This window comes from Bradyrhizobium sp. BR13661 (assembly GCF_029892425.1).
Taxonomy (GTDB): Bacteria; Pseudomonadota; Alphaproteobacteria; order Rhizobiales; family Xanthobacteraceae; genus Bradyrhizobium.
The window spans coordinates 36,236-58,892 of record NZ_JARXWB010000006.1 but is presented as its reverse complement, the minus strand read 5'-3'; the positions used below and the strand labels follow the sequence as shown (position 1 = coordinate 58,892).

General features: G+C 62.1%; 16 protein-coding genes. 4 read left to right on the top strand and 12 right to left on the bottom strand.

What is annotated here, in order from left to right:
* Window position 1: 1 nt before the first annotated feature.
* Together M2427_RS11820 and M2427_RS11815 are read left to right on the top strand one after the other, a co-directional pair.
* Window positions 2-205, top strand: a complete 204-nt coding sequence (locus M2427_RS11820; RefSeq protein ID WP_280706482.1) for a DUF1289 domain-containing protein — start codon at window positions 2-4, stop codon at window positions 203-205.
* Window positions 206-233: 28 nt separating this feature from the next.
* On the top strand, window positions 234-788 hold the full coding sequence (locus M2427_RS11815) for a TIGR02281 family clan AA aspartic protease (protein WP_280706481.1): 555 nt from the start codon (window positions 234-236) through the stop codon (window positions 786-788).
* Window positions 789-1,610: 822 nt separating this feature from the next.
* Here M2427_RS11815 and dusA read toward each other — a convergent pair.
* A complete protein-coding gene (dusA, locus tag M2427_RS11810; RefSeq protein WP_280706480.1) occupies window positions 1,611-2,603 on the bottom strand; it encodes a tRNA dihydrouridine(20/20a) synthase DusA in 993 nt (330 codons plus the stop codon).
* Window positions 2,604-3,206: 603 nt separating this feature from the next.
* Between dusA and M2427_RS11805 the strand changes: the two genes are divergently transcribed.
* Window positions 3,207-9,437 carry an AAA family ATPase gene (locus M2427_RS11805; protein ID WP_280706479.1) on the top strand — a complete coding sequence of 2,077 codons (6,231 nt, stop codon included), beginning with the start codon at window positions 3,207-3,209 and terminating at the stop codon, window positions 9,435-9,437.
* A gap of 20 nt (window positions 9,438-9,457) precedes the next feature.
* On the opposite strand, the gene M2427_RS11800 is transcribed toward M2427_RS11805, so the two are convergent.
* From M2427_RS11800 to M2427_RS11750, 11 genes are all read right to left on the bottom strand, one after another.
* Window positions 9,458-11,002 (bottom strand): alpha-N-arabinofuranosidase, encoded by a 1,545-nt coding sequence (locus M2427_RS11800; RefSeq protein ID WP_280706478.1) that lies wholly within the window; start codon window positions 11,000-11,002, stop codon window positions 9,458-9,460.
* Window positions 10,989-11,870, bottom strand: a complete 882-nt coding sequence (locus M2427_RS11795; RefSeq protein WP_280706477.1) for an ABC transporter ATP-binding protein — start codon at window positions 11,868-11,870, stop codon at window positions 10,989-10,991. The genes M2427_RS11800 and M2427_RS11795 overlap by 14 nt, the downstream gene beginning before the upstream one ends.
* The gene (locus tag M2427_RS11790; RefSeq protein WP_280706792.1) at window positions 11,867-12,898 is read right to left on the bottom strand and encodes an ABC transporter ATP-binding protein; all 1,032 of its coding nucleotides are present in this window, start codon (window positions 12,896-12,898) and stop codon (window positions 11,867-11,869) included. The genes M2427_RS11795 and M2427_RS11790 overlap by 4 nt, the downstream gene beginning before the upstream one ends.
* Entirely contained in the window at window positions 12,898-13,761 is an 864-nt protein-coding gene (locus tag M2427_RS11785) for an ABC transporter permease (protein ID WP_280706476.1), read from the bottom strand. The genes M2427_RS11790 and M2427_RS11785 overlap by 1 nt, the downstream gene beginning before the upstream one ends.
* Entirely contained in the window at window positions 13,761-14,765 is a 1,005-nt protein-coding gene (locus M2427_RS11780) for an ABC transporter permease (RefSeq protein ID WP_280706474.1), read from the bottom strand. Before M2427_RS11780 ends, M2427_RS11785 begins: the two co-directional genes overlap by 1 nt.
* Before the next feature lie 65 nt (window positions 14,766-14,830).
* Window positions 14,831-16,732 (bottom strand): ABC transporter substrate-binding protein, encoded by a 1,902-nt coding sequence (locus tag M2427_RS11775; RefSeq protein ID WP_280706473.1) that lies wholly within the window; start codon window positions 16,730-16,732, stop codon window positions 14,831-14,833.
* Window positions 16,733-17,803: 1,071 nt separating this feature from the next.
* Entirely contained in the window at window positions 17,804-18,277 is a 474-nt protein-coding gene (locus M2427_RS11770; RefSeq protein ID WP_280706472.1) for a hypothetical protein, read from the bottom strand.
* Between the two features lie 59 nt (window positions 18,278-18,336).
* Complete coding sequence (locus tag M2427_RS11765; RefSeq protein ID WP_280706471.1) at window positions 18,337-18,576, bottom strand: hypothetical protein; 240 nt, start codon at window positions 18,574-18,576, stop codon at window positions 18,337-18,339.
* Between the two features lie 825 nt (window positions 18,577-19,401).
* Window positions 19,402-19,644, bottom strand: coding sequence for a hypothetical protein (locus tag M2427_RS11760; RefSeq protein ID WP_280706470.1), 243 nt, complete (start codon window positions 19,642-19,644; stop codon window positions 19,402-19,404).
* 59 nt (window positions 19,645-19,703) lie between these two features.
* Entirely contained in the window at window positions 19,704-20,261 is a 558-nt protein-coding gene (locus M2427_RS11755) for a DUF3455 domain-containing protein (protein WP_280706469.1), read from the bottom strand.
* Window positions 20,262-20,812: 551 nt separating this feature from the next.
* Window positions 20,813-21,034, bottom strand: a complete 222-nt coding sequence (locus M2427_RS11750; protein ID WP_280706468.1) for a hypothetical protein — start codon at window positions 21,032-21,034, stop codon at window positions 20,813-20,815.
* A 421-nt stretch (window positions 21,035-21,455) separates the two neighbouring features.
* Here M2427_RS11750 and M2427_RS11745 point away from each other — a divergent pair, with 421 nt between their 5' ends.
* A complete protein-coding gene (locus tag M2427_RS11745; RefSeq protein WP_280706467.1) occupies window positions 21,456-22,577 on the top strand; it encodes a LuxR C-terminal-related transcriptional regulator in 1,122 nt (373 codons plus the stop codon).
* Window positions 22,578-22,657 lie beyond the last annotated feature (80 nt).

The following is a 22,657-nucleotide window of genomic DNA, read 5'->3' as shown; positions in this document are numbered from 1 at the left end:
GATGAGCAAAGAAACGCCGTGCGTCGCCGTCTGCATGATCGATCCCAAAACCAGGCTGTGCTTCGGCTGCGGCCGGACCTTGCCGGAAATCGCGCGCTGGCACGCCATGGAAAGTGCGGAACGACTCGCATTGATGGCGCTGTTGCCCGCGCGCATGGCCGACGCCGGTTTGCAGCCGATCGCGGGATCGCCCAAACGCGCCTGACCGGTTTGCGGGCCTTCGGAGGCGCGCAATGATCCGCTTCCTGCTAGTTCTCGTCATGCTCGCCGCGACGGCAGGCGCCGTGGTCGCCTATGGCGATCCCGATCAGATTGCGCGCGCGAGTCACAAGGTCTCGCACATGTTCGGCGGCCAGACCGCCGCTCCTGCGCCCGCCGTGCAGATCCAGCGCGGCCAGGGCGGCGAGTTCGCGCTGCGCGCCAAGATCAACGGCGTCGCCACGCCGATGGTGATCGATACCGGCGCCACGTCCGTAGTGCTGACCTGGGAAACCGCGAAAGCGATCGGCCTGCCGCTCGAGATGCTCGAATACGACGTCGACCTCGAAACCGCCGGCGGCCACACCAAGGCCGCACGCCTCACGATCGACCGCCTCGCCGTCGGTCATCTCGTCGAGAAATCGGTGCCGGCCCTCGTCGTGCCGCGCGGACTGATGAAGACAAACCTGCTCGGCATGAGCTTCCTCGATCGTCTGGAGAGCTGGGGCGTGCGCTCCGACACGCTGATGCTCACCGGCTATCCGGAGCTCCAGAGCAGCCACCGCCGCCCGCGCATGGCGGTGGACTAAGCGATTGCGCAGCCGCCTCTTCCGGGCAGCCCGGGGCGAGCCCACCCGATTTTCGCAGCAAGCGAGGGCTCCTCGCAATGACCGAGCAAGCGGCGACATCGCCATCTCCGGCACGCAGTTCAATAGGTAGACACGCTTCCGCAGCCTCGCGGCGCAGATCGCCCGAGCTTTGCCTGGTCATTCCACCCTCCTGACCAAGAGGGTGCAGGGAAGACCGGGTGCCGACCTCGCACCCGCGGTCCGCTGCGCGAAAATGTAGCGCAAAAAGACCGCACAGCAGCATACAGGTGGTGCCGAACACTCGGCCTTCCCTGCGCGATGGTTTGACGGCTTATGCCGTGCTCTCCCGGGAGCCGAATTCCTTCTGGCCTCCCTCGCCTCGCGAATTGACAATGCGCTTCACCCGGTTGGGCTCCCCGCACCTCCGCGACAGCTTGACCGTAGCGACGACGGCCAGGACCACACGGTTTTGCCGTACGCGCGTTCGCCCGATGCCACAGCGGCTTTCGGCAGTGTGCACACGCGCCGAAAGCATGTTGGCGAGACGAACTTCACAGCGCCGTTCATCCACACGCGGTTTCGGGCTCACAGGGACTACCCGCCCTGCCCGCACCTCTCGTGCCGACGCTGCCGCGTCCACCGCAAGCCCGGCTCGCAATTCGTGACGACGTACGATCGCCCCTCAAGGATGAGCCGGGATGAACGAAACATACGCCATTTCCGAATTTCGGTAAAGTGGAATATTTTCGCCACAAGGCATTGACAGGCGGCGAAACAGGCCGGGCCGCGAGCCGGATTCCGCGATCCGGTCCTTCTTCCAGGCTAAGCAGCCTCTGCCGGCGCGCGCGCACCGACACGCGCGATCGCGTCGCGCAACACATCGACGCCGGCGCCTGGCTTAACGCCCTGCTCGGCAAGATGGCGGCGGAAGGCACGCGCACCCGGCACGGCGTGGAAGGCGCCGACAAAATGCCGCGTGATCGCGTGCAGCCGCGTGCCACGCGCAAGCTGCGCCTCGATATAGGGCATCATCGCCTCGAGCGCGTCCTGCATGGTCGCATGCGGCGCCGCCTCGCCGAAGATCTCGGGATCGACCGAGAGCAACCGCCACGGCTCCTGATAGGCGGCACGGCCGAGCATCACGCCGTCGACATGCGCAAGATGCGCTTTCGCCTGCTCGATCGTCAGGACACCGCCATTGATGATGATGGGCACACCAGGCATCGCGCGTTTGAGCCGATAGACGCGATCGTAGTCCAGCGGCGGGATGTCGCGGTTCTCCTTCGGCGACAGACCATTGAGCCAGGCTTTTCGAGCATGCACGATCAGCACATCACAGCCGGCAGCGACCACGGCACGCGCGAGCATATCGAGCGCGACTTCGGGATCCTGGTCATCGATGCCGATGCGGCATTTCACGGTGACGGGTACGGCGACCGCGCGCTTCATCGCATCAACGCAGCGCGCGACGAGCTCCGGCTCCGCCATCAGGCAGGCACCGAAGCGACCGTCCTTCACGCGATCAGACGGGCAGCCGACATTGAGATTGATCTCGTCATAGCCAAAGCCCTCGCCGATCCGCGCAGCCTCGGCGAGATCGCGCGGATCCGAGCCACCAAGCTGCAGCGCCACCGGATGTTCAACCGCGTCGAAGCCGAGCAACCGCTCCCGATCGCCATGGATGATGGCGCCAGTGGTCAGCATTTCCGTGTAGAGCAGCGCCTGCCTCGTCAGGTGACGATGGAACACCCGGCAATGCCGGTCAGTCCAATCCATCATGGGCGCCGTAGAGAATTTTCGGTCCAAGTCCTTCATTTTACTTAGCTATTTACTTCAAGATCGACCCCATATGTTATTGGACCGACCGAGAAATTTGGTTTGTTCAAGCTTCCACCCTCTGGCGCTTCTAGGACCATATATGCACCAATTGGAAGCGGAAATCGCGCGTTCGGATTCTCAGTGCACGCGAAGGGCACTCGATAGCGGTGAGCACCACGCCGCACGCAGGGCGCCAAAAGATAGTCTCCAACTTATCTCCGTCGTTCTCTCTTAAGTTGCGATATTGCCCAACAGAGACCTATGTTGCATGCGGATCCACGAATGCGCGTCGTCTCGTCGCTCCGTTGACGAGATTTAGGCAAATGATACGATTTCACCTTGTCCGGCTGCGTCGATCGAGCCGGGCGCCGGAATGAAGGCGTGAGGGGCGAGCCCTGTCGTGCCGAGCCCTATCGTGCCAAGCGTCGCACGTGCGTCCTGCCCTTCATGCGTCCCATACGCGGAACCCAAAGAAACGATAACGGCGCGCATTGCCGCATCCGGGCAGCTTGTTGGAGGAAGAGGCAAAGTACCGGGGAGCCCCGCTTCGGCTCGGACCTGAGCTCCCATTTGGGCTCGGCGGCGGCATGGTCTAGCGACATGAACCTTTCATCTTTTATGGGCGCCGGCTGGGCCCACGGTCCGCAAGTTCTCTGCGAAGAAGAAGGGATTTTGCTGTGCCGCACCTCCCGCGAACGCATCGACGGTGAACGGCAGGTTGTGCTCACCGTTGTTCCGGCCGCCGAGCATCCAAGCCCGGAAAGCCTCGATCGGCTGGCACACGAATTTGCGCTGAAGGACGAACTGGACAGTGCCTGGGCGGCAAAGCCACTCGAGCTGCTGCAGGACCACGGCCGCACCATTCTCGTGCTCGGGGATCGCGGCGGCGAGCCGCTGACATGGCTGACCGGCGCGCCCATGGAGATAGGCAGTTTCCTGCGCCTCGCGATCCAGATCACCGCCGCGCTGGGCAAGGTCCATCAACACGGCCTGGTGCACAAGGACATCAAGCCGGCCAATATACTGGTGAGCCGCGACAAGGACAGCGTGCATCTCACCGGCTTCGGCTTCGCAACGCGCCGCCCGCGCGAGCGGCTGTCCGCGGCCGCGCACGAGCAGATCGCCGGTACGTTCGCTTACATGTCCCCCGAGCAGACCGGACGCATGAACCGCTCGATCGACTCCCGCAGCGATCTCTACTCGCTCGGCGTCACGTTGTACCAGATGGTCACCGGCTCGCTGCCATTCGCCGCTGATGATCCGATGGAATGGGTGCATTGTCACGTCGCAAGAGAGCCGGAAGCGCCTGCCAAGCGACTCAGCAACGTTCCAGGCGCCGTTTCCAGGCTGATCATGAAACTGCTCTCGAAGATGGCCGAGGAGCGTTACCAGACCGCAGGCGGCGCCGAGCGGGATCTGCGACGCTGCCTGGAGGAATGGGAGCTTCGGCATCGCATCGACGACTTTCCGCTGGGCCAGCACGACACACCGGACCGGCTTCTCGTGCCCGAGAAGCTTTATGGGAGGACGTCCGAGTGCGAGACGTTGTTTGCCTCGTTCGAACGCATCGCCAGAAGCGGCACGCCCGAGCTTGCGCTGGTCGCCGGATATTCCGGCATCGGCAAGTCCTCCGTCGTCAACGAACTGCACAAGGTGCTGGTACCCTCGCACGGCTTGTTTGCATCGGGCAAATTCGACCAGCACAAACGCGACATCCCCTACGCCACGCTGGCCAAGGCATTCCAGGGCCTCGTCCGCCCCCTTCTCGGCAAACCCGAAGCCGAGCTGAACGAATGGCGCCGAGCCCTGCTCGGCGCGCTTGGTCCAAACGGACAGCTCGTCGTGGACCTGGTCCCGGAGCTGAAGGCCGTCATCGGCGCGCAACCGCCTGTCCCCGACCTGCCGCTCCAGCACGCGCAAAGCCGCTTTCACCGCGTGATCGAGCAGTTCATCGGCGTGTTTGCACGGGCCGAGCATCCGCTGGTGCTGTTCCTCGATGATTTGCAATGGCTCGACATAGCGACGTTCGAGCTGCTCGAGGACATCCTGACCCGGTCGGAGCTGAAGCACCTGATGCTGATCGGCGCTTACCGGGACAACGAGGTGGATTCAGCGCATCCGGTCATGCGCATGCGTGAGACGATCAAAGCGCGCGGGCGACGGGTGGTAGAGATCACGCTCGCACCGCTCGGTCGCAGGCATCTCGGCCAGTTGCTTGCGGACACGCTGCGTTGCGAGCCGAGTCACGCTGCACCGCTGATCCAGCTCGTGCACGAGAAGACCGCAGGCAATCCGTTCTTCGCCATCCAGTTCATGTTCTCGCTAGTCGAGGAAGGCCTGCTTGCATTCAACCATGATGATGTCCGCTGGGCCTGGGACCTCGAGCGCATTCACGCCAAGCGATACACCGACAACGTCATCGACCTGATGCTGGGGAAGCTTACCCGGCTACCCCTGGCCACACGCACGGCTCTGCAGCAGATGGCTTGTCTCGGAAATATCGCCGAAGTGGCAGTTCTTTCAGTCGTGCTCGGCGCCTCCGATGATCAGGTCAACGCCGATCTGTGGCCTGCCGTCCGCCAGGAATTCGTGGAGCCGCAAGCTGGCACCTATCGCTTCGTCCACGACCGGTTTCAGGAGGCGGCTTACGCGCTGATCCCAGAGCAAGATCGCGCTGCGGCTCATCTGCGCATCGGCCGATTGTTCGCGGAGCGCGCGACCTCTGATACTGTCGAAGACAACGTCTTCGAGATCGTCAACCAGCTCAACCGCGGCACCGGTCTGATCAGCAACCCCGACGAGCGCGTCAGGCTGGCGGAGCTCAATCTTTTGGCCGGCCGTCGCGCCAAAGCCGCGACGGCCTTTGCCATGGCCCACGCTCACTTTGCGATCGGCGAGGCCATGCTGCCCCCGAACCACTGGGAGCAGCATTACGCGCTCAGTTTCACCCTGGCGCTGCAGCGGGCCGAATGCGAGTTCCTGGCCGGCGAACGCGCGACCGCCAACGCGCGGCTCGCGGAACTGGCAACGCGTGCCACCAACCTGCCCGACCTCGCAGCAGTGACCCGGCTACGGATGGAGCCCAGCGACCGCGACGTCGAGGTGGCGCTCGACTATCTCAGGCGCGACGGTATCGACTGGTCCGCACATCCGACGCGGGATGAGGTCGAGCGCGAATATCAGCGGATGTGGCAGGCGATCGGCGACCGTCCCATCGAGGCCCTGCTCGATCTGCCGCAGATGGAAGATCCAGTCGCGCGCGGAACGATGGATGTCCTCACGGTGCTGGTCTCGCCAGCCTGGTTCATCGACGAGGGCTTGCGCCGCCTGATCATCGCACGCATGGCCAATCTCAGCCTGCAATACGGCAACTCCGATGCGTCGTGCCTCGCCTACATCGTGCTCGCCACCGTGCTCGGCCCCGACTTCGGCGACTACGCTGCCGGCTATCGTTTTGCCCGGCTCGGTCTCGATCTGGTCGAGACGCGCGGAATGGACCGGTTCAAGGCCCGCGTCTATCTCGGCTTCGGCAGCTGGACGCGAGATGTGAGGACAGGACGCCCGTGGCTGAAGCGCGCCTTCGATGCCGCGCAGCAAGCCGGCGATGTGAACTATGCGAGCTTCACCCGCCATCATTTCCTGACGCATCTTCTCGCCTGCGGCGACCCCCTCGCCGAAGTGCAGCAAGAGGCCGAAGCGGGGCTCGACTTCGCACGCCGGGCGCGCGTCGATCTTGCAGCGGATCGAATTATCGGGCAGTTGCAGCTCGTCCGGTCGCTGCGCGGACTCACCGCGAAATTCGGCTGCTTCGACGACGCCGGCTTCAGCGAGGTGCAGTTCGAACATCGTCTCGAGACGGAGCCGTACCTCGAGCAGGCCGGATTCTGGTACTGGACCCGGAAGCTGCAGGCCCGCGTGCTTGCAAGTGATCCCGCCGCCATTGCCGCCGCAGCAAAGGCCGACAAGTTCTTGTGGACATCGAAAGCCCTGTTCGATCGGATTGACTTTCACTTCTACGCGGCCTTGGCCGAGGCCGCGGCTTGCGAGGTCACCACCCCGGACGAACTCAGCAGGCATCTCGACGCATTGACCCGCCACCATGGCCAGCTTCAGCAAATGGCCGAGATCAGCCCGGAGGACTTCACCGACCGCGCCGCTCTCATCTCGGCTGAAATCGCGCGCATCGAAGGTCGCGAGCTCGATGCCATGCGGTTCTACGACCGGGCCATCACCGCGGCGCATGCCAACGGCTTTCCTCAGAACGAGGCCATCGCAAACGAGCGCGCCGGGCGCTTCTACACGACGCGCGGCTTCAACAAGATCGCCATTGCCTATCTGCGCGATGCCCATTACGGATTTATTCGCTGGGGAGCCGAGCCGAAGGTCAGACAGCTCGAACACCTCTATCCACGGCTTCACGTCGCCGAAGATGCCGGCTCGGCAAGCCGGCTGACCATTCAGCAGATGGACGTCACCACCGTGGTGAAGGCGTCCCAGGCCGTCTCGAGTGAAATCGAGCTGCCGAAGCTGATCGAGACGCTGATGAAAATCGTGCTGCAAAACGCCGGCGCCGATCGCGGCCTGCTGATCCTGTCGCGGAATGACGACTTTGGTATTGAGGCGGAGGGCCAATCCCGAGGCGACGAGTTCACGGTCGCGATACATCAAACCTCGCTTGCGACGCCGGATTGTCCGGAAGCCCTGCTGCGCTACGTCATTCGCGCGCAAAAGCCTGTCATCGTTGACGACGCGACGCAGCCTGACGCGCTTTACGGCGACGACTATGTGCGCCGCCGGCACCCGAGATCCATGCTTTGCCTGCCATTGCTGAAACAGGCCAAGCTGATCGGCTTGCTGTACCTGGAGAACACGCTGACGACGCACGCCTTCACGCCGGATCGCGTGGCAGTGCTCGACCTGCTCGCGGCTCAGGCCGCGATCTCGCTGGAGAACACGCTGCTCTATCGCGATCTTCAGGAGCGCGAGGCTCGCATCCGCCGGCTCGTCGATTCCAACATCATCGGCATCCTGTTCTGGGACGGCAGCGGCGACATCAGCTACGCCAACGACGCCTTCCTGAGCATGACCGGATATTCCAGGCAGGACCTGGCCTCAATCCGCTGGAGCGACATGACCCCTGCGGACTATCGCGACGAAGACACGCAGCGGGTCGCGCAGCTCAGGACATCCGGGCAGATCGCCGCGCGGGAAAAGGAGTTCATCAGGAAGGACGGCAGCCGCGTTCCTGTTCTCATCGGCTCCGCCCTGCTCGCCGGATCGTCCGATCAGTGCGTCTCGTTCGTGCTCGACCTCACCGCGCGAAAGCAGGCCGAGGAAAAATACCGCCTGCTCATGGAGCAGGCGCATGACGCGATCCTGGTTCTTGACCAAAGCGGCCTCGTTATCGAGGCGAACCGAACGGCTGGTGCGATGCTGGGGCGGGCTCGCGAGCAGATCATCGGTCTGCCGTTCCGGTCCATCCTCATTCCTGCCGACGCTACAGAGATCTCCAGATTGCTGGCGCCGGCGTCGACGGGCCTGTTGCAGCTTCGCCTGGATGGACCCGAGGGCAAGGGTCTCGAGGTCGAGATGTCCGCCGCTCACGTCTCGACGGGCGGCCAGGAGCTGATCATCGTGATCGGACGCGACATCAGCCAGCGTCTGCGCCTCGAGCAGCAGCTGCGCCAGGCGCAGAAGATGGACGCGGTCGGCCAGCTCACCGGTGGGGTCGCCCATGACTTCAACAACATCCTGACGGTGATCACAGGCACGATCCAGATCCTGATTGACGATCTTGCGGAGCGGCCTGACCTCCTCGCCATTGCGCATATGATCGACGACGCCGCAACACGCGGCGCCGATCTGACGACGCAGCTGCTTGCATTCGCGCGCCGGCAGCCGCTGCAACCCCGCAACGTCGACGTCAACAATCTCATCGTCGATACCGTAAAGCTGCTGCGGCCAACGCTGGGCGAGCACATCGAGGTCGGCTCCACGTTGCAGGACGATTGCTGGCATGCCCTGATTGATCCGGGCCAGCTCTCGACCGCCTTGATTAACCTCGCCGTCAATGCTCGCGACGCGATGGCAGGCGGAGGTAAGATCTCCTTCGGCACTGCGAGTGTAAGCTTTGGCACGGAAAATCCGGGCCCTGACGACAGCTTCGGCGACTTCGTCCTAGTCACGGTAAGCGATACCGGCTCGGGCATTCCCCAGGGGATCCGCGACAAGATCTTCGAGCCTTTCTTCACCACCAAAGAGCTCGGCAAGGGAACGGGCCTCGGCTTGAGCATGGTGTATGGCTTCATCAAGCAGTCCGGCGGACACATCCGGATCGACAGCGAGGAAGGGCGTGGAACGACCTTCAGCCTGTATTTGCCGCGTTCGACCCAGGCCGCAGCCTCTGCGAGCGTGGCGGCGAAGGGCCAGCTGCAACGCGGCAGTGAAACCATTCTCCTGGTCGAGGACGACGAGCTGGTGCGCAAATATGTCGAGGCGCAGCTCAGGAGCTTCGGCTATCGAACGATCGCGGCCGCCAGCGGTCCAGAGGCTCTCGCTCTCGTCGACCAAGGCACGGCCTTCGATCTGCTCTTCACCGATGTCGTCATGCCCGGCGGAATGAACGGCCGCGAACTTGCCGATGCGGTTCTTCAGCGGCGTCCTGGTGTGCCCGTGCTCTACATGTCGGGCTATCCGGAAGCCGCCATGATGGATGACGGCCGGCTCGACCCTGAAATCACCCTCCTGAGCAAGCCCTACCGGCCAGCAGATCTGGCGCATGCCATTCGCCAGGTCCTCGACACGCGGGGACGGCCCCGCGTCGCGCAATAGGCAGGCTCCGCTCGCCGATCTCAGTTTGCCGACAGATGAATCACGTTCCATGACGCCGGCTTGAGCGTCGCACGCAACTGCGCGCCAGCGAAGCTCACGCCCTGCAACGGCTGAGGCTTCACCCGCCCTGGCGCGTCCCTCGTGTTCGTCGCCTGAAGATCGTCGTGACGCAATTGAAAGGCATCTGCCACGGCGAGCCGGCCGAAATTCCGCGCATCGATGCTAACCTCGATCTCCTGGTTGAGATCGCGATTGAGCATGAACAGCGAAACAGTCCCGGCCTCTCCCGCGACGGCAGCCATCTTGAGGTACGGCACATTGGCGATCGGAAAGGTCAGCTCCAGAGGTCCCCGGGGATCGTAATAGGTGGTGTCGTAGGTGTCCGAATCGACCTGGATGCGCAGCACCTTGCCGCGGCCGAAGCGGCTCATGTGCGCGAACGGGAAAAAGATGGTCTGGCGCCATGCGGCTCCGCCGGTCTCGGTCATGATCGGCGCGATAGCATTGACGAGTTGCGCCAGGCAGGCCGCTCTCACGCGATCGGCATGGTTGAGCAGCGAGATGCAGGCTCCGCCGAAAGCCAGCGCGTCCTCCATCGTGTAGATCTCCTCGAGAATCGGCGGCGCCACGGGCCAGCCTTCCTTGACCCGATCGGCCCGGTTGCGGCGGGTTCGATACCAGACGTTCCATTCGTCGAAATTCAACATCAGGCGCTTGTCGGATCGACGTCGCGCCGCCGCGGCATCCGCCAATGCAACAACCTCGTCGATGAAGCGGTCCATCAGGTCGGGGCTGGCGAGAAAGGCTGCGCTGTCTCGCCGATAATTGTTGAGATACGTATGCAGCGAAACGTAGTCGACATGATCGAAGGTTTGATCGAGCACCGTGTCTTCCCAGGTGCCGAACGTCGGCATGCTCCGCCCGCACGAGCCGCAGACTGCGAGTTCGATCTTCGGGTCCACCCACCGCATCATCTTGGCGGCTTCGAGCGCCACAGGCCCGTAAGTGGCCGCGCTCTTGTGCCCAATCTGCCAAGGGCCATCCATCTCGTTGCCGAGGCACCAGAACCTGACACCGTGCGGCTTCTCCCAGCCGTGGGCGCGGCGCAGATCCGACCAGGCCGATCCGCCCGGGTGATTGCAGTACTCCACAAGGTTGGACGCGGCCTCGCCGCCCCGCGTGCCGAGATTGACTGCCAGCATCGGCTCGACATCGGCAGCCTTGCACCAGTCCATGAATTCATTCGTGCCGAAGCTGTTGGGCTCGGTGCTGAACCATGCGAGGTCGAGCCGCGCTGGCCTTGTCTCCTGCGGGCCGACTCCGTCTTCCCAATTGTAGCCGGAGACGAAATTGCCGCCGGGATATCGGATGATCGTCGGGCCAAGCTCCTTCACCAGCGCCAGCACGTCGCCGCGAAATCCCTTATCGTCTGCTGTCGGATGGCCCGGCTCGTAGATGCCGCCGTAGACGCACCGTCCGAGATGTTCGACGAAGGCCCCAAACAGGCGAGGATCGGTGTCAGCGATAGCAAAATCCCGATCCATCAGAACTCTAGCTTTTCTCATGCCCTTCCTTCGAATGTGCTGGATCAAATGACTTGGTCGTACCGGGCGGGGCATTTGCGCCGCCGCTGGCAATTTGAGGCAAAAGAGCGGCTTCGCGCAACTGGCGTGTGTAGGGATGCCGCGGCGCCTTCAGCACATCTCGCGCATCACCGCTTTCCACGACGCTGCCCTTCTGCATGATCATGATACGATCGCTGACGTAGTAGGCGGTCGCCAGATCGTGCGTGACATAGATGATCGATATCCCGAGATCGTCCCGCAACGTCCTGAACAGATTGACAATGGACATGCGCAAGGACGCATCGATCATGGAGACCGGCTCGTCCGCCACGATCAATTTCGGCTCGGCCAGCAGCGCACGGGCAATCGCGACCCGTTGCAGCTGTCCGCCGGACAATTCGTGCGGGTACCTGCCGCTCACCTCCTTCAGCGACAAGCCTATTTTGTGCAGCGCCGCATCGACGGCCATCGCAATCGTGCTCTCCCCTGCCGCGCCAGAAAATCGACGTCGCGTCATAAGCAGATACCGCTCAACCCGCCTCAGCGGATTGAAGGACTCAAACGGATTCTGAAAGATCGGCTGCACCTTATGCATGAACGCCAGCCGGCCGGCACTGCCGCTGATGGCCGCAAGGTCGTTGCCGTCGAGCAGCAGTCTGCCACTGGTCGGCGTCTCCATGTTCAGGATCATCCGGGCGAGCGTCGTCTTGCCGCTGCCGGATTCGCCGATGATCGCCAGGATCTCCGGTCGCCGGGCGGCAAGCTGCAAGCTCACCTTGTTCACCGCAACGATCTTCTCCCGCGATAGCAGCCTTCCGCGGACGAATATCTTGCTGACCGCCATGACGTCGAGCAGCAGATCGCTCATGCCCTGTCGTCCCCGTTAACGGCGAAGCATGCGACGCGATGCCCGGAGCTCGCTTCGCGCATGACCGGAACCTCACGGCTGCAAATCTCGCGTGCGAGCAGACATCGCGGATGGAAGCGGCAACCCGAGGGCGGATCGGCCAGATTTGGCGGGGCGCCGCCAAGCCCCACGCGCGGCGCGTCCTCGCCGATGCGCGGAAGGCTCGAGATCAGGTTCTTGGTGTAGGGATGCAGGGGATTGCCGAAGATCTCCGCGGTCGCCGCCTCTTCGACGAGGCGCCCGGCATACATGATGGCGAGGCGGTCGGTGATATGCGCATGCACGCCCATGTCATGCGTGACGAACAGGACCGACGAGCCGGTCTCGCGCTGAATGCCACGGAGCATGCCGAGCACCTCCTTCTGCACCACCACGTCGAGCGCGGTGGTCGGCTCGTCGGCAATGATAAATCGGGGACGGCAGATCGTCGCGAGCGCAAGCGTGGCGCGTTGCCGCATCCCGCCCGAGAGCTCATGCGGAAAGGCTGAAAGCACCGAAGTATCGAGTTTGACGCGAGCCAGATGGGCGACCACCTGCTGTTCGAACTGCCTTCGGCTGCCGCCGACATGCGGATAGGCAAAATCGACGAAGGAGGATCTGACACGACGCACCGGATTCAGCACGTTCATCGAGCCCTGCATGATGTAGGACAGTTGCCGCCAGCGAATCCGCTCCACTTCCGCCGGCGGCGCACGGTGCAATCCGCCATAGCCGGGCAGGAACGAAAACTCCATGCTGCCACCGACGATCTCGAGCGGTGGCTTGATCGCGCCTGCAATGCTCTTGATCAGCGTGGTCTTGCCCGAGCTCGATTCCCCGGCGAGGCCATAGATCTCGCCGCGGCGAACCGTGAAGCTGACACCGTCAACCGCCCGGATGCCGCGCCTGACGCCGGCATGGCTGATTTGGTAATAGGCCTGCAGGTCGCGAACGACGAGAAGCGGCTGAGCCTCTTGATTCCCATGCGGCTGCTCGAGGCTCGCCTGCATCACGAAGCCTCTCCCATACTCCAGAGCCGGCTTCTCGGATCGATATGGGCGTTCACCGAGACCGCGAGCAGAAAGAGCCCGATGAACGCCATGATCACGGCGACGGTCGGAAAGGCGATCCACCACCAGATGCCGGCGACCATCGCCGTGTGCTGGTTGGCCCAATAGATCATGCCGCCGATGGTGGGCGTGTTGATATCGGTAAAGCCGAGCACGGCGAGTGTCACTTCGAGCCCGATCGACCACACCATGTTGTTCATGGTCGTGGAGAACAGGATCGGCACGACATAGGGCAGATGTTCTTCCGTCAGGATCTGCCGCGTGCTCATCCCCGAGAACAGGCTGGTCTGGGTGAACTCGCGCTGCCTCAAGCTCATGACCACCGAACGGATCAGCCGCGCATCGTAAGCCCAGCCGAAACAGGCCATGATCAGCGCCAGCATCAACCAGGAGATGCGGTCGCGCATCACGAAATAGAACAGCACCAGGATCGGCAGCAGCGGGATGACGATGAAGGTATCGTTGACGGACATTAGGACGCGGTCGATCCAGCCGCCCTTGTAACCACTGATGAGCCCGACCGTGAGCGCGATCAGGCGACTGACCAGCGCCACAGTGCCCCCGAACAGCAGCGTATTCCGGATGGCGAAGCTCAATTGCCAGAACACGTCCTGGCCGCGCGACGTCGTGCCGAACCAGTAGGTCAGCGACGGCGGCAGATCGGGCGGCACCACATAGACGCTGTCAGGCGGATACGGCGAGAAGCTCGCCAGCACGGACAGCAGCAGGACCAGAGCAACCAGCACGAGCCCGATCCGGAACTCGACCCTGTAGCGGAGGAGGTCGCGGAGAACGACGGCCATCAGCTGACCTTCACCCGGGGATCGAGCAGCGGGTACAGAAGATCGATCGCGAGCACGCCGACCGATACGCCGAGGATCGAGATGGTGGTGACGCCGAGGACCAGGCCGTAATCACCGGCATAGACGGCATCGACCAGCAGCGAGCCGAGCCCGGGATAACCGAACACCTTTTCGGTGATCACGGCGCCGTTGAAGATTCCGCCGAGCGACATCGCAAGGCCCGTCACCTGCGGCACCAGCGCGTTGCGCATCACATAGAATGTCAGGATGCGCCAAGACTTCACGCCGGCGAGCTCGGCGTAGACGACGTAGTCTTCGGCCAGGACATTGGAGACCAGCGAACGCATGCCGAGGAACCAGCTTCCTACCCCGATCAGAATCAGCGACAGCGCCGGCAGGATCGCATGTTGCAGCACGCTCCAGACGAATTCGGGCGTCAGGGATTGCGGCAGATTCATCGTCGCCCCGCCGCTGATCGGAAGCACCGGCCAGATGAAGCCAAACAGGATCAGCAGCAGCATTGCCAGGATGTAGTATGGGATCGGATGAAGGCCCATCGCGATCACCCCCATCAGCTTCAGGCCGCGGCTCTGCCGGTAATAGCCGGCAAGGCCTCCCAACAAATTGCCGAGCACCCAGGCGATGAGGGTCGAAACTGCGAGTAGCCCCGCCGTCCACGGCAGCGCGCGCGCAATCAGGGTGCCGACGGGCGTCGGGAATGCCGACAGCGAGGGGCCGAAATCGGCGCTCAGGATCCGCTTCCAGAACGTCAGATATTGCTGAACGGGCGTACCGCCGAGACCATAGAGCTCGCGCAGGGAGCTGCGCATCTGCTCGATCGCAGCAGGCGCGGTGTTGCCAAACGAAGTCACCACCGAGACCGATTGCTCGACGGGATCGATGGGCGAGGCATGCGTGACGACATAGGCGATGTTGATGCCGATGAAGACAACGAGCAGGAATTGCGCGAGCCGGCGGCCGACATAGCCGGCGTACCCGCTCACGGGAGCACCCGAGTTGGTCGGCAAGGCCGTTGGGGCAGATGCAAGCGCTGCGGGTACATCGCGTCCTAACTCGCCGGCTTCAGCCGGACGAACATGTAGCGCGAATTGCCCCAGTTCGGCACGGGGTTGGTGTAAGGATTTTCCGATGTCGGGAAACCGGTCCAGTAGGTCTGGTCCATCGCGGTGAACACGTTGTAGGCCATCAGCGGAATGATCGGCATCTCCTTCACCGCGAGCTTGACGTAATCCTTGCCGAACTCGATGGACCTGGGATCGTCGAAACCGACGGTGCGAATCTCCTCGATGATCTTGTCGAGCGCTGGACTGGACCAGCGCTGCCAGTTGCGCAGCGGCTGCGGCTTGCCGGGCTCGGCGACGAATTGCGAATGCCAGCTGTCGAGGAAATAAGACAGATCCGGATGGCCACCCAGGGTCTCGACGCTCCAGCCGATGAAGGTGTCGAAATCACCGGCCGCCCGCCGCGTCGGCAGCGTGCCTTGCGCGACGTCGATTTTGGCGTCGATGCCCGCCTGCTTCCAAAGCTGCACGATCATCGTTCCGGCCCGCGTCATCACCGGACGCAGATCGCCCTCGACCATGACGCGGACGGTGAAGGGCTTTCCATCAGGCGTGATCCAGGTGCCGCCGCGCTTGCTGAAGCCGGCTTTCTCCAGAAGCTCCTGCGCCGCTTGCGGATCGGTCTTCCACCAGCCCCGGCCGAACGCCCTGGCGATCTCGGCCGGATCGGTCGGGATCTGCTCGCCCATGGACGGCCGCAGCATGTCGGCGATCTGCTTGCCGACGGTCGGGTCGTACGGCTTGATCTTGCGCTTGCCGGTGTCGATCTCGAAGCTTTCGAGCCAGTCTTCCATCGGCGCGTGATAGGTGGCCGGATGGGTTCCTGTCGGCGGCACGCCGATCGCGGAGATGGTGGCCGCGCCGCGATAGGCCGCCATCGCAACGGCCTTGATGTCGATCAACAACGCCAGCGCCCAGCGCACGTCCGGATTTTTGAAATTCTCATTCTGCGTGTTGAAGATGACAGCGGGAAGCGTCGGATCGGGATGGCCGTAGGGGAATCCCTTGAACCAGGCCCGCGTCGTCTTGCTCTGCTTGGCGAGGGCGAACATGCCCTCCGGCGCGATGTCGTGGATCACGTCGAGCTCGTGGTTGAGCTGCGCGATCACCCGCTTATCGGGCGGCCCGGGATCGACATAAGCGAGATATTTCGGACCCGGCTTGCCGAAGCGCGCCAGCGTGGTGCGTTGCCAGTCGTCGCGAAGCTGCCAGATGTACCATTTGCCGTCGGGATCGTAGCTGTGCAGCACATAGGCGCCGAGCGAGACCGGCTTGTTGAAGTCGAATTTGACGGGATCCTCGACCTTGTCGAAGACATGCTTGGGCAGGATCCACACCGCGCCCCAGCGCACCGTGAAATTGGTGTGGAAGCGAGAATTGGGTTTTTTGAGCTTGAACACGACCGTGTGAGTATCCGGCGCCTCGACGGAAGCGACGTTGCTCGTCAGCACGGCGCTGAAGCGCATGGCCGGATTTTTGATCTGGGTCGTCACGGTTGCGACGACGTCATCAGCGGTGAACTCGACGCCATCGCTCCAGAAGATGCCGCTGCGCAGCTTGACCGTCATTTCGGTGAAGTCGGCGTTGTATTGCGGCTTGTCGGCAGCCAGCGAATTGTCCCAGACACCATCGAGACCGCTCTCGGGATCGATATACCAGAGCGTATCAAGCGCGGCCTGCTGCAGCCCATTGGACTGCGAGCTGGCGTTGATCACCCAGATGTTGAACCAGCCGGCGTTTTTGACGGTGCCTTCCGGGTTCTCGAGGATCAGAAGGTCCTTCCGCGGAATGTTTTGCGGAATTCCCTGCGCAAGACCAGGTTCCACTGATGCGAACAGCAGGGATCCCAGCACACAAGCGGCCAGCAGCAATGCACTGATACTGCGCATGATGTCCTCGCGACACATTTCCGCCCCGACGCCCGTTTTGACGTGATGCTAGAGGCGCCGGAGTCGCGGGACAACAGGAATCTAGGGGGGACGCTTGCCGCCTGGAAGCAGCCGCAACTTTTCAGCTCCGAGCCGCCTTCAAGGCGCAACGCTGCGAACACCATCAGTCGAGCTGAGTTGCAGACCACACCTCGCTCGCATGCGGTGAAACCATCTTCACCCCGCTCGCCCACAAGGTTTCGGAAACCAAAGACAGCATCCAGATGCCCCACAGGCATGCTCACATTGGATGTGATGAGACTTTTCTTGACCTTCCGGTGCACACGTCGTGCACACACCGCCTTCTAAGCAATTGAAAAACTTGAACTCTCGTCCCAATCCAACATGGTGCCACAGAAAATAGATTACCCTTCAATTTCAACCAGCTATCTCTTCTTCTCGAACCCTCGGTGGAACATGAGATGCCATGATCGTGTCCCACCGGCTGAAGCGATCAGCACGTATCTTTCGCAAAATGCGCCTCCGATTCAATCGGATTAAAGATCGTGGCGGACAAGAGAGCAACGCGAGAAGGATCCGGGTCTAGCTGCAGCGCGGACGGTCCAATACCTCAATGGAGTGTGAACATTCGGCCGAGTTGGCTATCGAGCGCGGTTACGCTGTCGAGCCACGATTGCGGCGTCAAGCGCCAACATGACGATATTGGGATTACGCGCGTTCGAGCGTTGTTCGGTTGGACGATGGTTCAGTTACAACAGTTCCATCAGCATTTCCTGAATCATCCTCTGCGGTGCAAACAAGACCAACTCGGGTCGAGCCTGGTGCGTCGCCCTGCGCTTCGATCAGGTGGCGGTATTGCCGGTGTATCCGCCTTGCGTCGATCGATCGCTGCGCTTGTAGCGCCGCTACTACGCGACTAACGATGCCCACGATTTTTGTTGCAAGAGCGCGTGACAATGTTCCCATTAGACTCTCCTCTCATCTGGCGCGAGAGATAGACGACTTCGAACTGATCTTGGTGTGAGTTGCTGCACATAGGCATCGAACGAGTCGAACAAGAACTAGCGTGCGCTAACTCCTGGAGCACTCGCGATAGCCAAAGCGGCGAATGATGTCGCCCCCCGATATGGAGTGAAACTCCAGCGTATCCACGAAGTGGTTTGCGGTAACGTAGGCGCGCAGGCCTGGGTTGTAGGCGCTAAGCAGATGATCCGTCGCCCAGGAGCTCACGTTCCTGCTCCTATCATGGCCGGCATGAAACAGCAGCGTCGCATTTCGATCGACGCACACGTTCCTGATTGCCAGGAACAGCGTGCAAGAAGATTGGCAATGGCCCTCAATGCGAAACTGCTCACCGGACCGGTTGTATTGCTCGACGATTGGATCGAACACCCTGAACGGGCCACCCATTCCGTAGCCGGCGCTGGTGCCCGCAGCGGCAGCCGGCAGCCGAGATAGACATAAAGCAAGCCACCCCATGAGCGCAGCGACGACAAGATCACGAAAACACACGGCTATTCTCCTTGCGCGGTAGGTCTGCTGCATCTCGCCAGAACTCTCCAACGCCGCGGCAACTTGGGAGCCGGCCGAGGCAAATCCTCAGCTCAGTCGAATGGCAATGTCGGCGCACGCGTGTCGATGCGCTCGGAACAGACCAATTCGGCTTCAGACGAGTCGACGAACGACTGCGCCAGCTTCGCATGGGAGCGCTCCAGCAACGAGGCACTCGCGAAGTGCAAGATCATCAGCAGGGCGGCAGCCGCGATCGTGAGCGGATTGAGGCTAGCCTTGCTCAAGCCTCCTGCTGCAGAAGCCGCATCGCTCGGCATCAAATCGATCGGCATCTTCTGGAACATCCTTTGCGTCGTGGATTGAGACAAAGTCGCGCGTCGGTTCGCGACTTTCATTCGTGAGCAGATCGCGATAGCGAAAGACCTGTCGACGCGCCTCGATCGACCTCGAACCGTGCAGCGCATCGACAACACTGGCGATGACGCCCCCCGCATCCGCGAGAAACGACGATCAGGAGTTTCTTCATGACGTCGTCCTGGCGCATCTCTGATCTCGATCCGGCTCGTCGCGAGGTGGCCAACGCTTGGCGGATCGTTGCTATGAAATTATTCACATCAATCTTCGGCAGGAGAGACAAGCTGTTTCGACCACGTCTTTAAGTCGGGCGCACGCGCGCCGCATCATCCGATCGAAGGATGTCCGACCAATAAAGCCCACAAATCTCCGCGCTTGGCGCCCACCAGGCACGTCAACAGCGCTAGCTGGTCGTGCGAAGGATGAAGCATCGACGGCACGATTCGGATCGGCCCCCCAGCGGCCATTGAACGCTCGGTGATTGATGCGGTCTCGGGAGAGCCCGATTGAAGGTGCGCCAGCCGGGCACTTTTCTCCCGGCTGGCGCTGCGTCTCGCTAGAGTTTCCCCCGGGGCTGAACGGGCTCAGAGCGAGGCGCAAGAGGGATGTCGGACACCATCGTGCTTCGACCTCGGCGGGCATCTGACGCGAACTCCGTGCACGCGCCAACCAATGTGACGCCTCGACGCCAGGATAGAGCGTCAAGATCAAGTCCGGCTTGGGCAACAGCGACGGAGATTCGGATCGGAACGAATATGTCCTGTCTTACCTAGACCATAGGCAAGCTTGCGACACGGCTCCAGCTAGTCGCAGCCCTCCCGGTCAGTCGATTCCGACCAAACTGCAGCGCGATAGATCTCCCGTCCGCGACCATCCCTGACGCGAATCCACGCGTCACGATCGCGCAGTTCCGCCCGCCACACGAACAGATGGCGCGCCATCGTGTCGGCAGCTGACATGGTCGCACCGACATGCTCATGAATCATACCGCCTGGATCAAGCATCACGACATTGCCGATCAACAGATCGAAAAAGAAACGATGCATCGCCTACCTCACTCTACAACACGATCCACCCCGGTGATGCCCTCCACGTCCATGCGCCGCTATTCTCCGTACTGGAATACGTAGTCGGCCGAATATGGCACACTGCGAAAAGCTCCCGGCCGATTGCAGGCACCGCCTGCCATCCCGCCGCGCGTATTGATCCGCTGGACGTTGGTTGCACCGTAAAGCACTCCATCCGCCAACTGGGTGACGACCTGGAGCGTGAGCCAGGGCAGATCGTCGGCGGTTTGCCCCGGAGCACTGGCAACTATCTTGGCTTTCACCGAACTACCGTCCTTATGCTCCCAGACAAGTGTGCGGGGATCGACTGACGCCCAGTGTAGCGCCGCGTAGTGCCGCCCGACCGAATTGTCACCGTCCATCAACGTCGCAACGGGTTCGCGGGCTTGCCATTCGAGCTTGCCTGCGGAGCCTGGCTGACATTCATAGATCTGGGCTCCCTCGGCATGGAGTCCCGCACCCGGTATCTCACTGAGTCCGCCGATCGTATCAGCGCGCTCCGCCGCTCCCGCAATTCCGCACAGGATGAATAGAATCAAAGGGACTCGATGGGATACCAGTGCGACAATGGACGTGGTTCGTCGACGCAACGTCATACGACAATTCCTTCCTGTTTTACTGCGAGTCGATCAGCCGTGGTCTGTCGGCATACCGTCAGCCGGCCACTTGCTCGCTCTCGCCAAAGCGGAGCTCGATATACAGGGCCGGACCTATGATCGCCTCATACGTTCGGGGGACAGTCGTCGCGTCCCGTCGCGATGCGTCAAGCCTCCTCATCGGTGTCGTGGGCCGGACGTAAAGCAACCGCGCGGGCGCATCACCCGGATCGCCCTGGTGAACAACTGGCCTCCAAGCCCCACGAACAGCGCAGTGGACTTTTTGCTGTTTGCAAGGGAGCGCACGCAAGAGATGGCGAGTGCCGCTGACCACTCGGCACACGCGGCAGTCGAAGGCCTTGGATTGGCTAGCGGCGCGGCTTGGACCTTTACGCCAAAGACTAAGGGTAAAAGCGAACAACCACTCGGACCTGATCTACCTCGCATCGGTCCGGGTCTGGTCAAGGCTCATTGAAACTCTTTGGCGCCCGCGGCTCGCCAGGCAGGCCAGCGGACGATCAATCCCGCGTCGCGACGGCCGGCAACGTCCGCTACGCCGTTTCTTTCCGTTTCAGCCGCAGAAAACTGCCTTCGATTTCCGCCTTGCCGCGGGCAATCAAATGTTCAACGATCCGGTCGCTGACGACACGCGTCCCAAATCGCCACCCGCGAGCGCGGCGCTCGAAAGGACCAAGCTGCAACAGACGAAGGAAGTATCTCTCGTTTAGCACGCGAACCACGTCTTTGCGTTTCATCTCGCCAAGTTTTGTCATCGGCGCCATCATTCCAGACAAGAGCGCACGAGCCGCTCCAATTTCGGCGGATCTTCTAAGGGCCCGAAATTACACTCGTCAACATCCGGCATGCGCGGCAACACCCTCCCACTATCGAGCCCTCATCGAACACCTCGAGGACGAAGATAACCTCGGCTGCTGCTTGCCCTGTCTTGATCGTGCTCATCGCATACGCGAACTGGTCATCGTGCTCGAAATGGGCTTCTCAACAAAGGGTTAATTACCTGCCTAATATGGTGTCAACCTACCGTGCAGCGCCATTTTTCCATCAGGCGAGGCTTCCAGTTTGAACCTATCGGGGCATCATGAGTCACATCGACTGTGCCCCAACTCACATTGATCCCGCGCCCAATCCGGCAGAATGCAGATGCTTGAAGTCGCACGACCCTGGGGCCAACTGATGGATATGAACGACAAGCTGCTTTCGCTCGTGGCATCCATCTACGATGCGTCGCTGGACGAAAGCCAGTGGAACGAAGTCCTCGATCGCGTCGTCGCGTATGCCGGCGGGCAGGCCGGCGGCTTGGTGTCGTGCCGGCGGACCGGCGAGATCGAGATCGCGCATGCCGTCGGCGTCGAAGCTCCCTTCGTGCAATCCTACATCGAAGGCTACGAGTCGATCGATCCGTCGCGCAACATACGATACTCGGAGATCGGCCGGGTCTACAGCGCCGCGGACTGGACTCCCATCGACGAATTCCGAAGCAGCAGGTTCTATCGTGAATGGGCCCATCCTCAGGGCCTCGAGGACGGCGCCAATGTGCTCCTCACAAAATCCGCCACCATGATCTCCTACGTTTCCGTGATGGCGGCCGGGGGCTTGGTCGACAGCGCTATGCGTGTTGCGTTGTCCCAACTCGCTCCTCACCTGCGGCGAGCGATCGCAATCAATCAAGAATTGCTGCATCAGGGCTCGATCGCCGCGAGTTCGGTCCAGGCGCTCGAGGCGCTGAAAACGGCGCTGCTCTTGCTCGATCCGCAGGGTCATGTCCTGCATGCCAATGCAAGCGGACGAGACTTCCTCGATCAGAACGACGTCCTGCGTTCGGTCCATGGACGGCTCGTTGCCGTCGATCCGCGGGTCAACCGGACGCTCCAACAGACGCTGGCTGCATCGGCCCTCGGCGGCGGAGCGACGGCGGGCGAGAGTTCCGCGATCGTTATTCCAGCAGCCAACGGCACACGCTATGTCGGGCACGCCCTGCCCCTGACCGCGGGCCGACGGAGGCTGATCGGCAACGCGTTCGAGGCATCGGTCGCGCTGTTTGTCAGCCACGCCTCTCTCGACGCGATCCCTGGAACAGAGCTGATCCAACGGATCTTCAAGCTGACGCCGACCGAGCTGCGGGTCCTGCTCGCCGTCGTCGACATCGGCGGCGTGCCCGATGTGGCCAGGAGCCTCGACGTCGCCGAAACGACCGTCAAGACACACCTCAGCAAAATCTTCGCCAAGACCGACACCAAGCGCCAAATCGACCTGGTGCGGCTCGTGGCCGCGTTCTCGCCACCGGTCAAGACGTGACCCGCGTGACTGTCGCCGGCGCTTGCGATCGCGGATCAAGCAAGCCAAAGGGGGTAAGCTCAGTTTTTTTGACCGAGCAG

What these genes read in the sequence shown, in the direction of transcription:
- M2427_RS11820 (WP_280706482.1), top strand. Translation starts at nt 2, where the DNA reads ATGAGCAAAGAAACGCCGTGCGTCGCCGTCTGCATGATCGATCCCAAA.
- M2427_RS11815 (WP_280706481.1), top strand. Translation starts at nt 234, where the DNA reads ATGATCCGCTTCCTGCTAGTTCTCGTCATGCTCGCCGCGACGGCAGGC.
- dusA (WP_280706480.1), bottom strand. Translation starts at nt 2,603, where the DNA reads ATGAAGGACTTGGACCGAAAATTCTCTACGGCGCCCATGATGGATTGG.
- M2427_RS11805 (WP_280706479.1), top strand. Translation starts at nt 3,207, where the DNA reads ATGAACCTTTCATCTTTTATGGGCGCCGGCTGGGCCCACGGTCCGCAA.
- M2427_RS11800 (WP_280706478.1), bottom strand. Translation starts at nt 11,002, where the DNA reads ATGAGAAAAGCTAGAGTTCTGATGGATCGGGATTTTGCTATCGCTGAC.
- M2427_RS11795 (WP_280706477.1), bottom strand. Translation starts at nt 11,870, where the DNA reads ATGAGCGATCTGCTGCTCGACGTCATGGCGGTCAGCAAGATATTCGTC.
- M2427_RS11790 (WP_280706792.1), bottom strand. Translation starts at nt 12,898, where the DNA reads ATGCAGGCGAGCCTCGAGCAGCCGCATGGGAATCAAGAGGCTCAGCCG.
- M2427_RS11785 (WP_280706476.1), bottom strand. Translation starts at nt 13,761, where the DNA reads ATGGCCGTCGTTCTCCGCGACCTCCTCCGCTACAGGGTCGAGTTCCGG.
- M2427_RS11775 (WP_280706473.1), bottom strand. Translation starts at nt 16,732, where the DNA reads ATGCGCAGTATCAGTGCATTGCTGCTGGCCGCTTGTGTGCTGGGATCC.
- M2427_RS11770 (WP_280706472.1), bottom strand. Translation starts at nt 18,277, where the DNA reads ATGCAGCAGACCTACCGCGCAAGGAGAATAGCCGTGTGTTTTCGTGAT.
- M2427_RS11765 (WP_280706471.1), bottom strand. Translation starts at nt 18,576, where the DNA reads ATGCCGATCGATTTGATGCCGAGCGATGCGGCTTCTGCAGCAGGAGGC.
- M2427_RS11760 (WP_280706470.1), bottom strand. Translation starts at nt 19,644, where the DNA reads ATGCATCGTTTCTTTTTCGATCTGTTGATCGGCAATGTCGTGATGCTT.
- M2427_RS11755 (WP_280706469.1), bottom strand. Translation starts at nt 20,261, where the DNA reads ATGACGTTGCGTCGACGAACCACGTCCATTGTCGCACTGGTATCCCAT.
- M2427_RS11750 (WP_280706468.1), bottom strand. Translation starts at nt 21,034, where the DNA reads ATGACAAAACTTGGCGAGATGAAACGCAAAGACGTGGTTCGCGTGCTA.
- M2427_RS11745 (WP_280706467.1), top strand. Translation starts at nt 21,456, where the DNA reads ATGGATATGAACGACAAGCTGCTTTCGCTCGTGGCATCCATCTACGAT.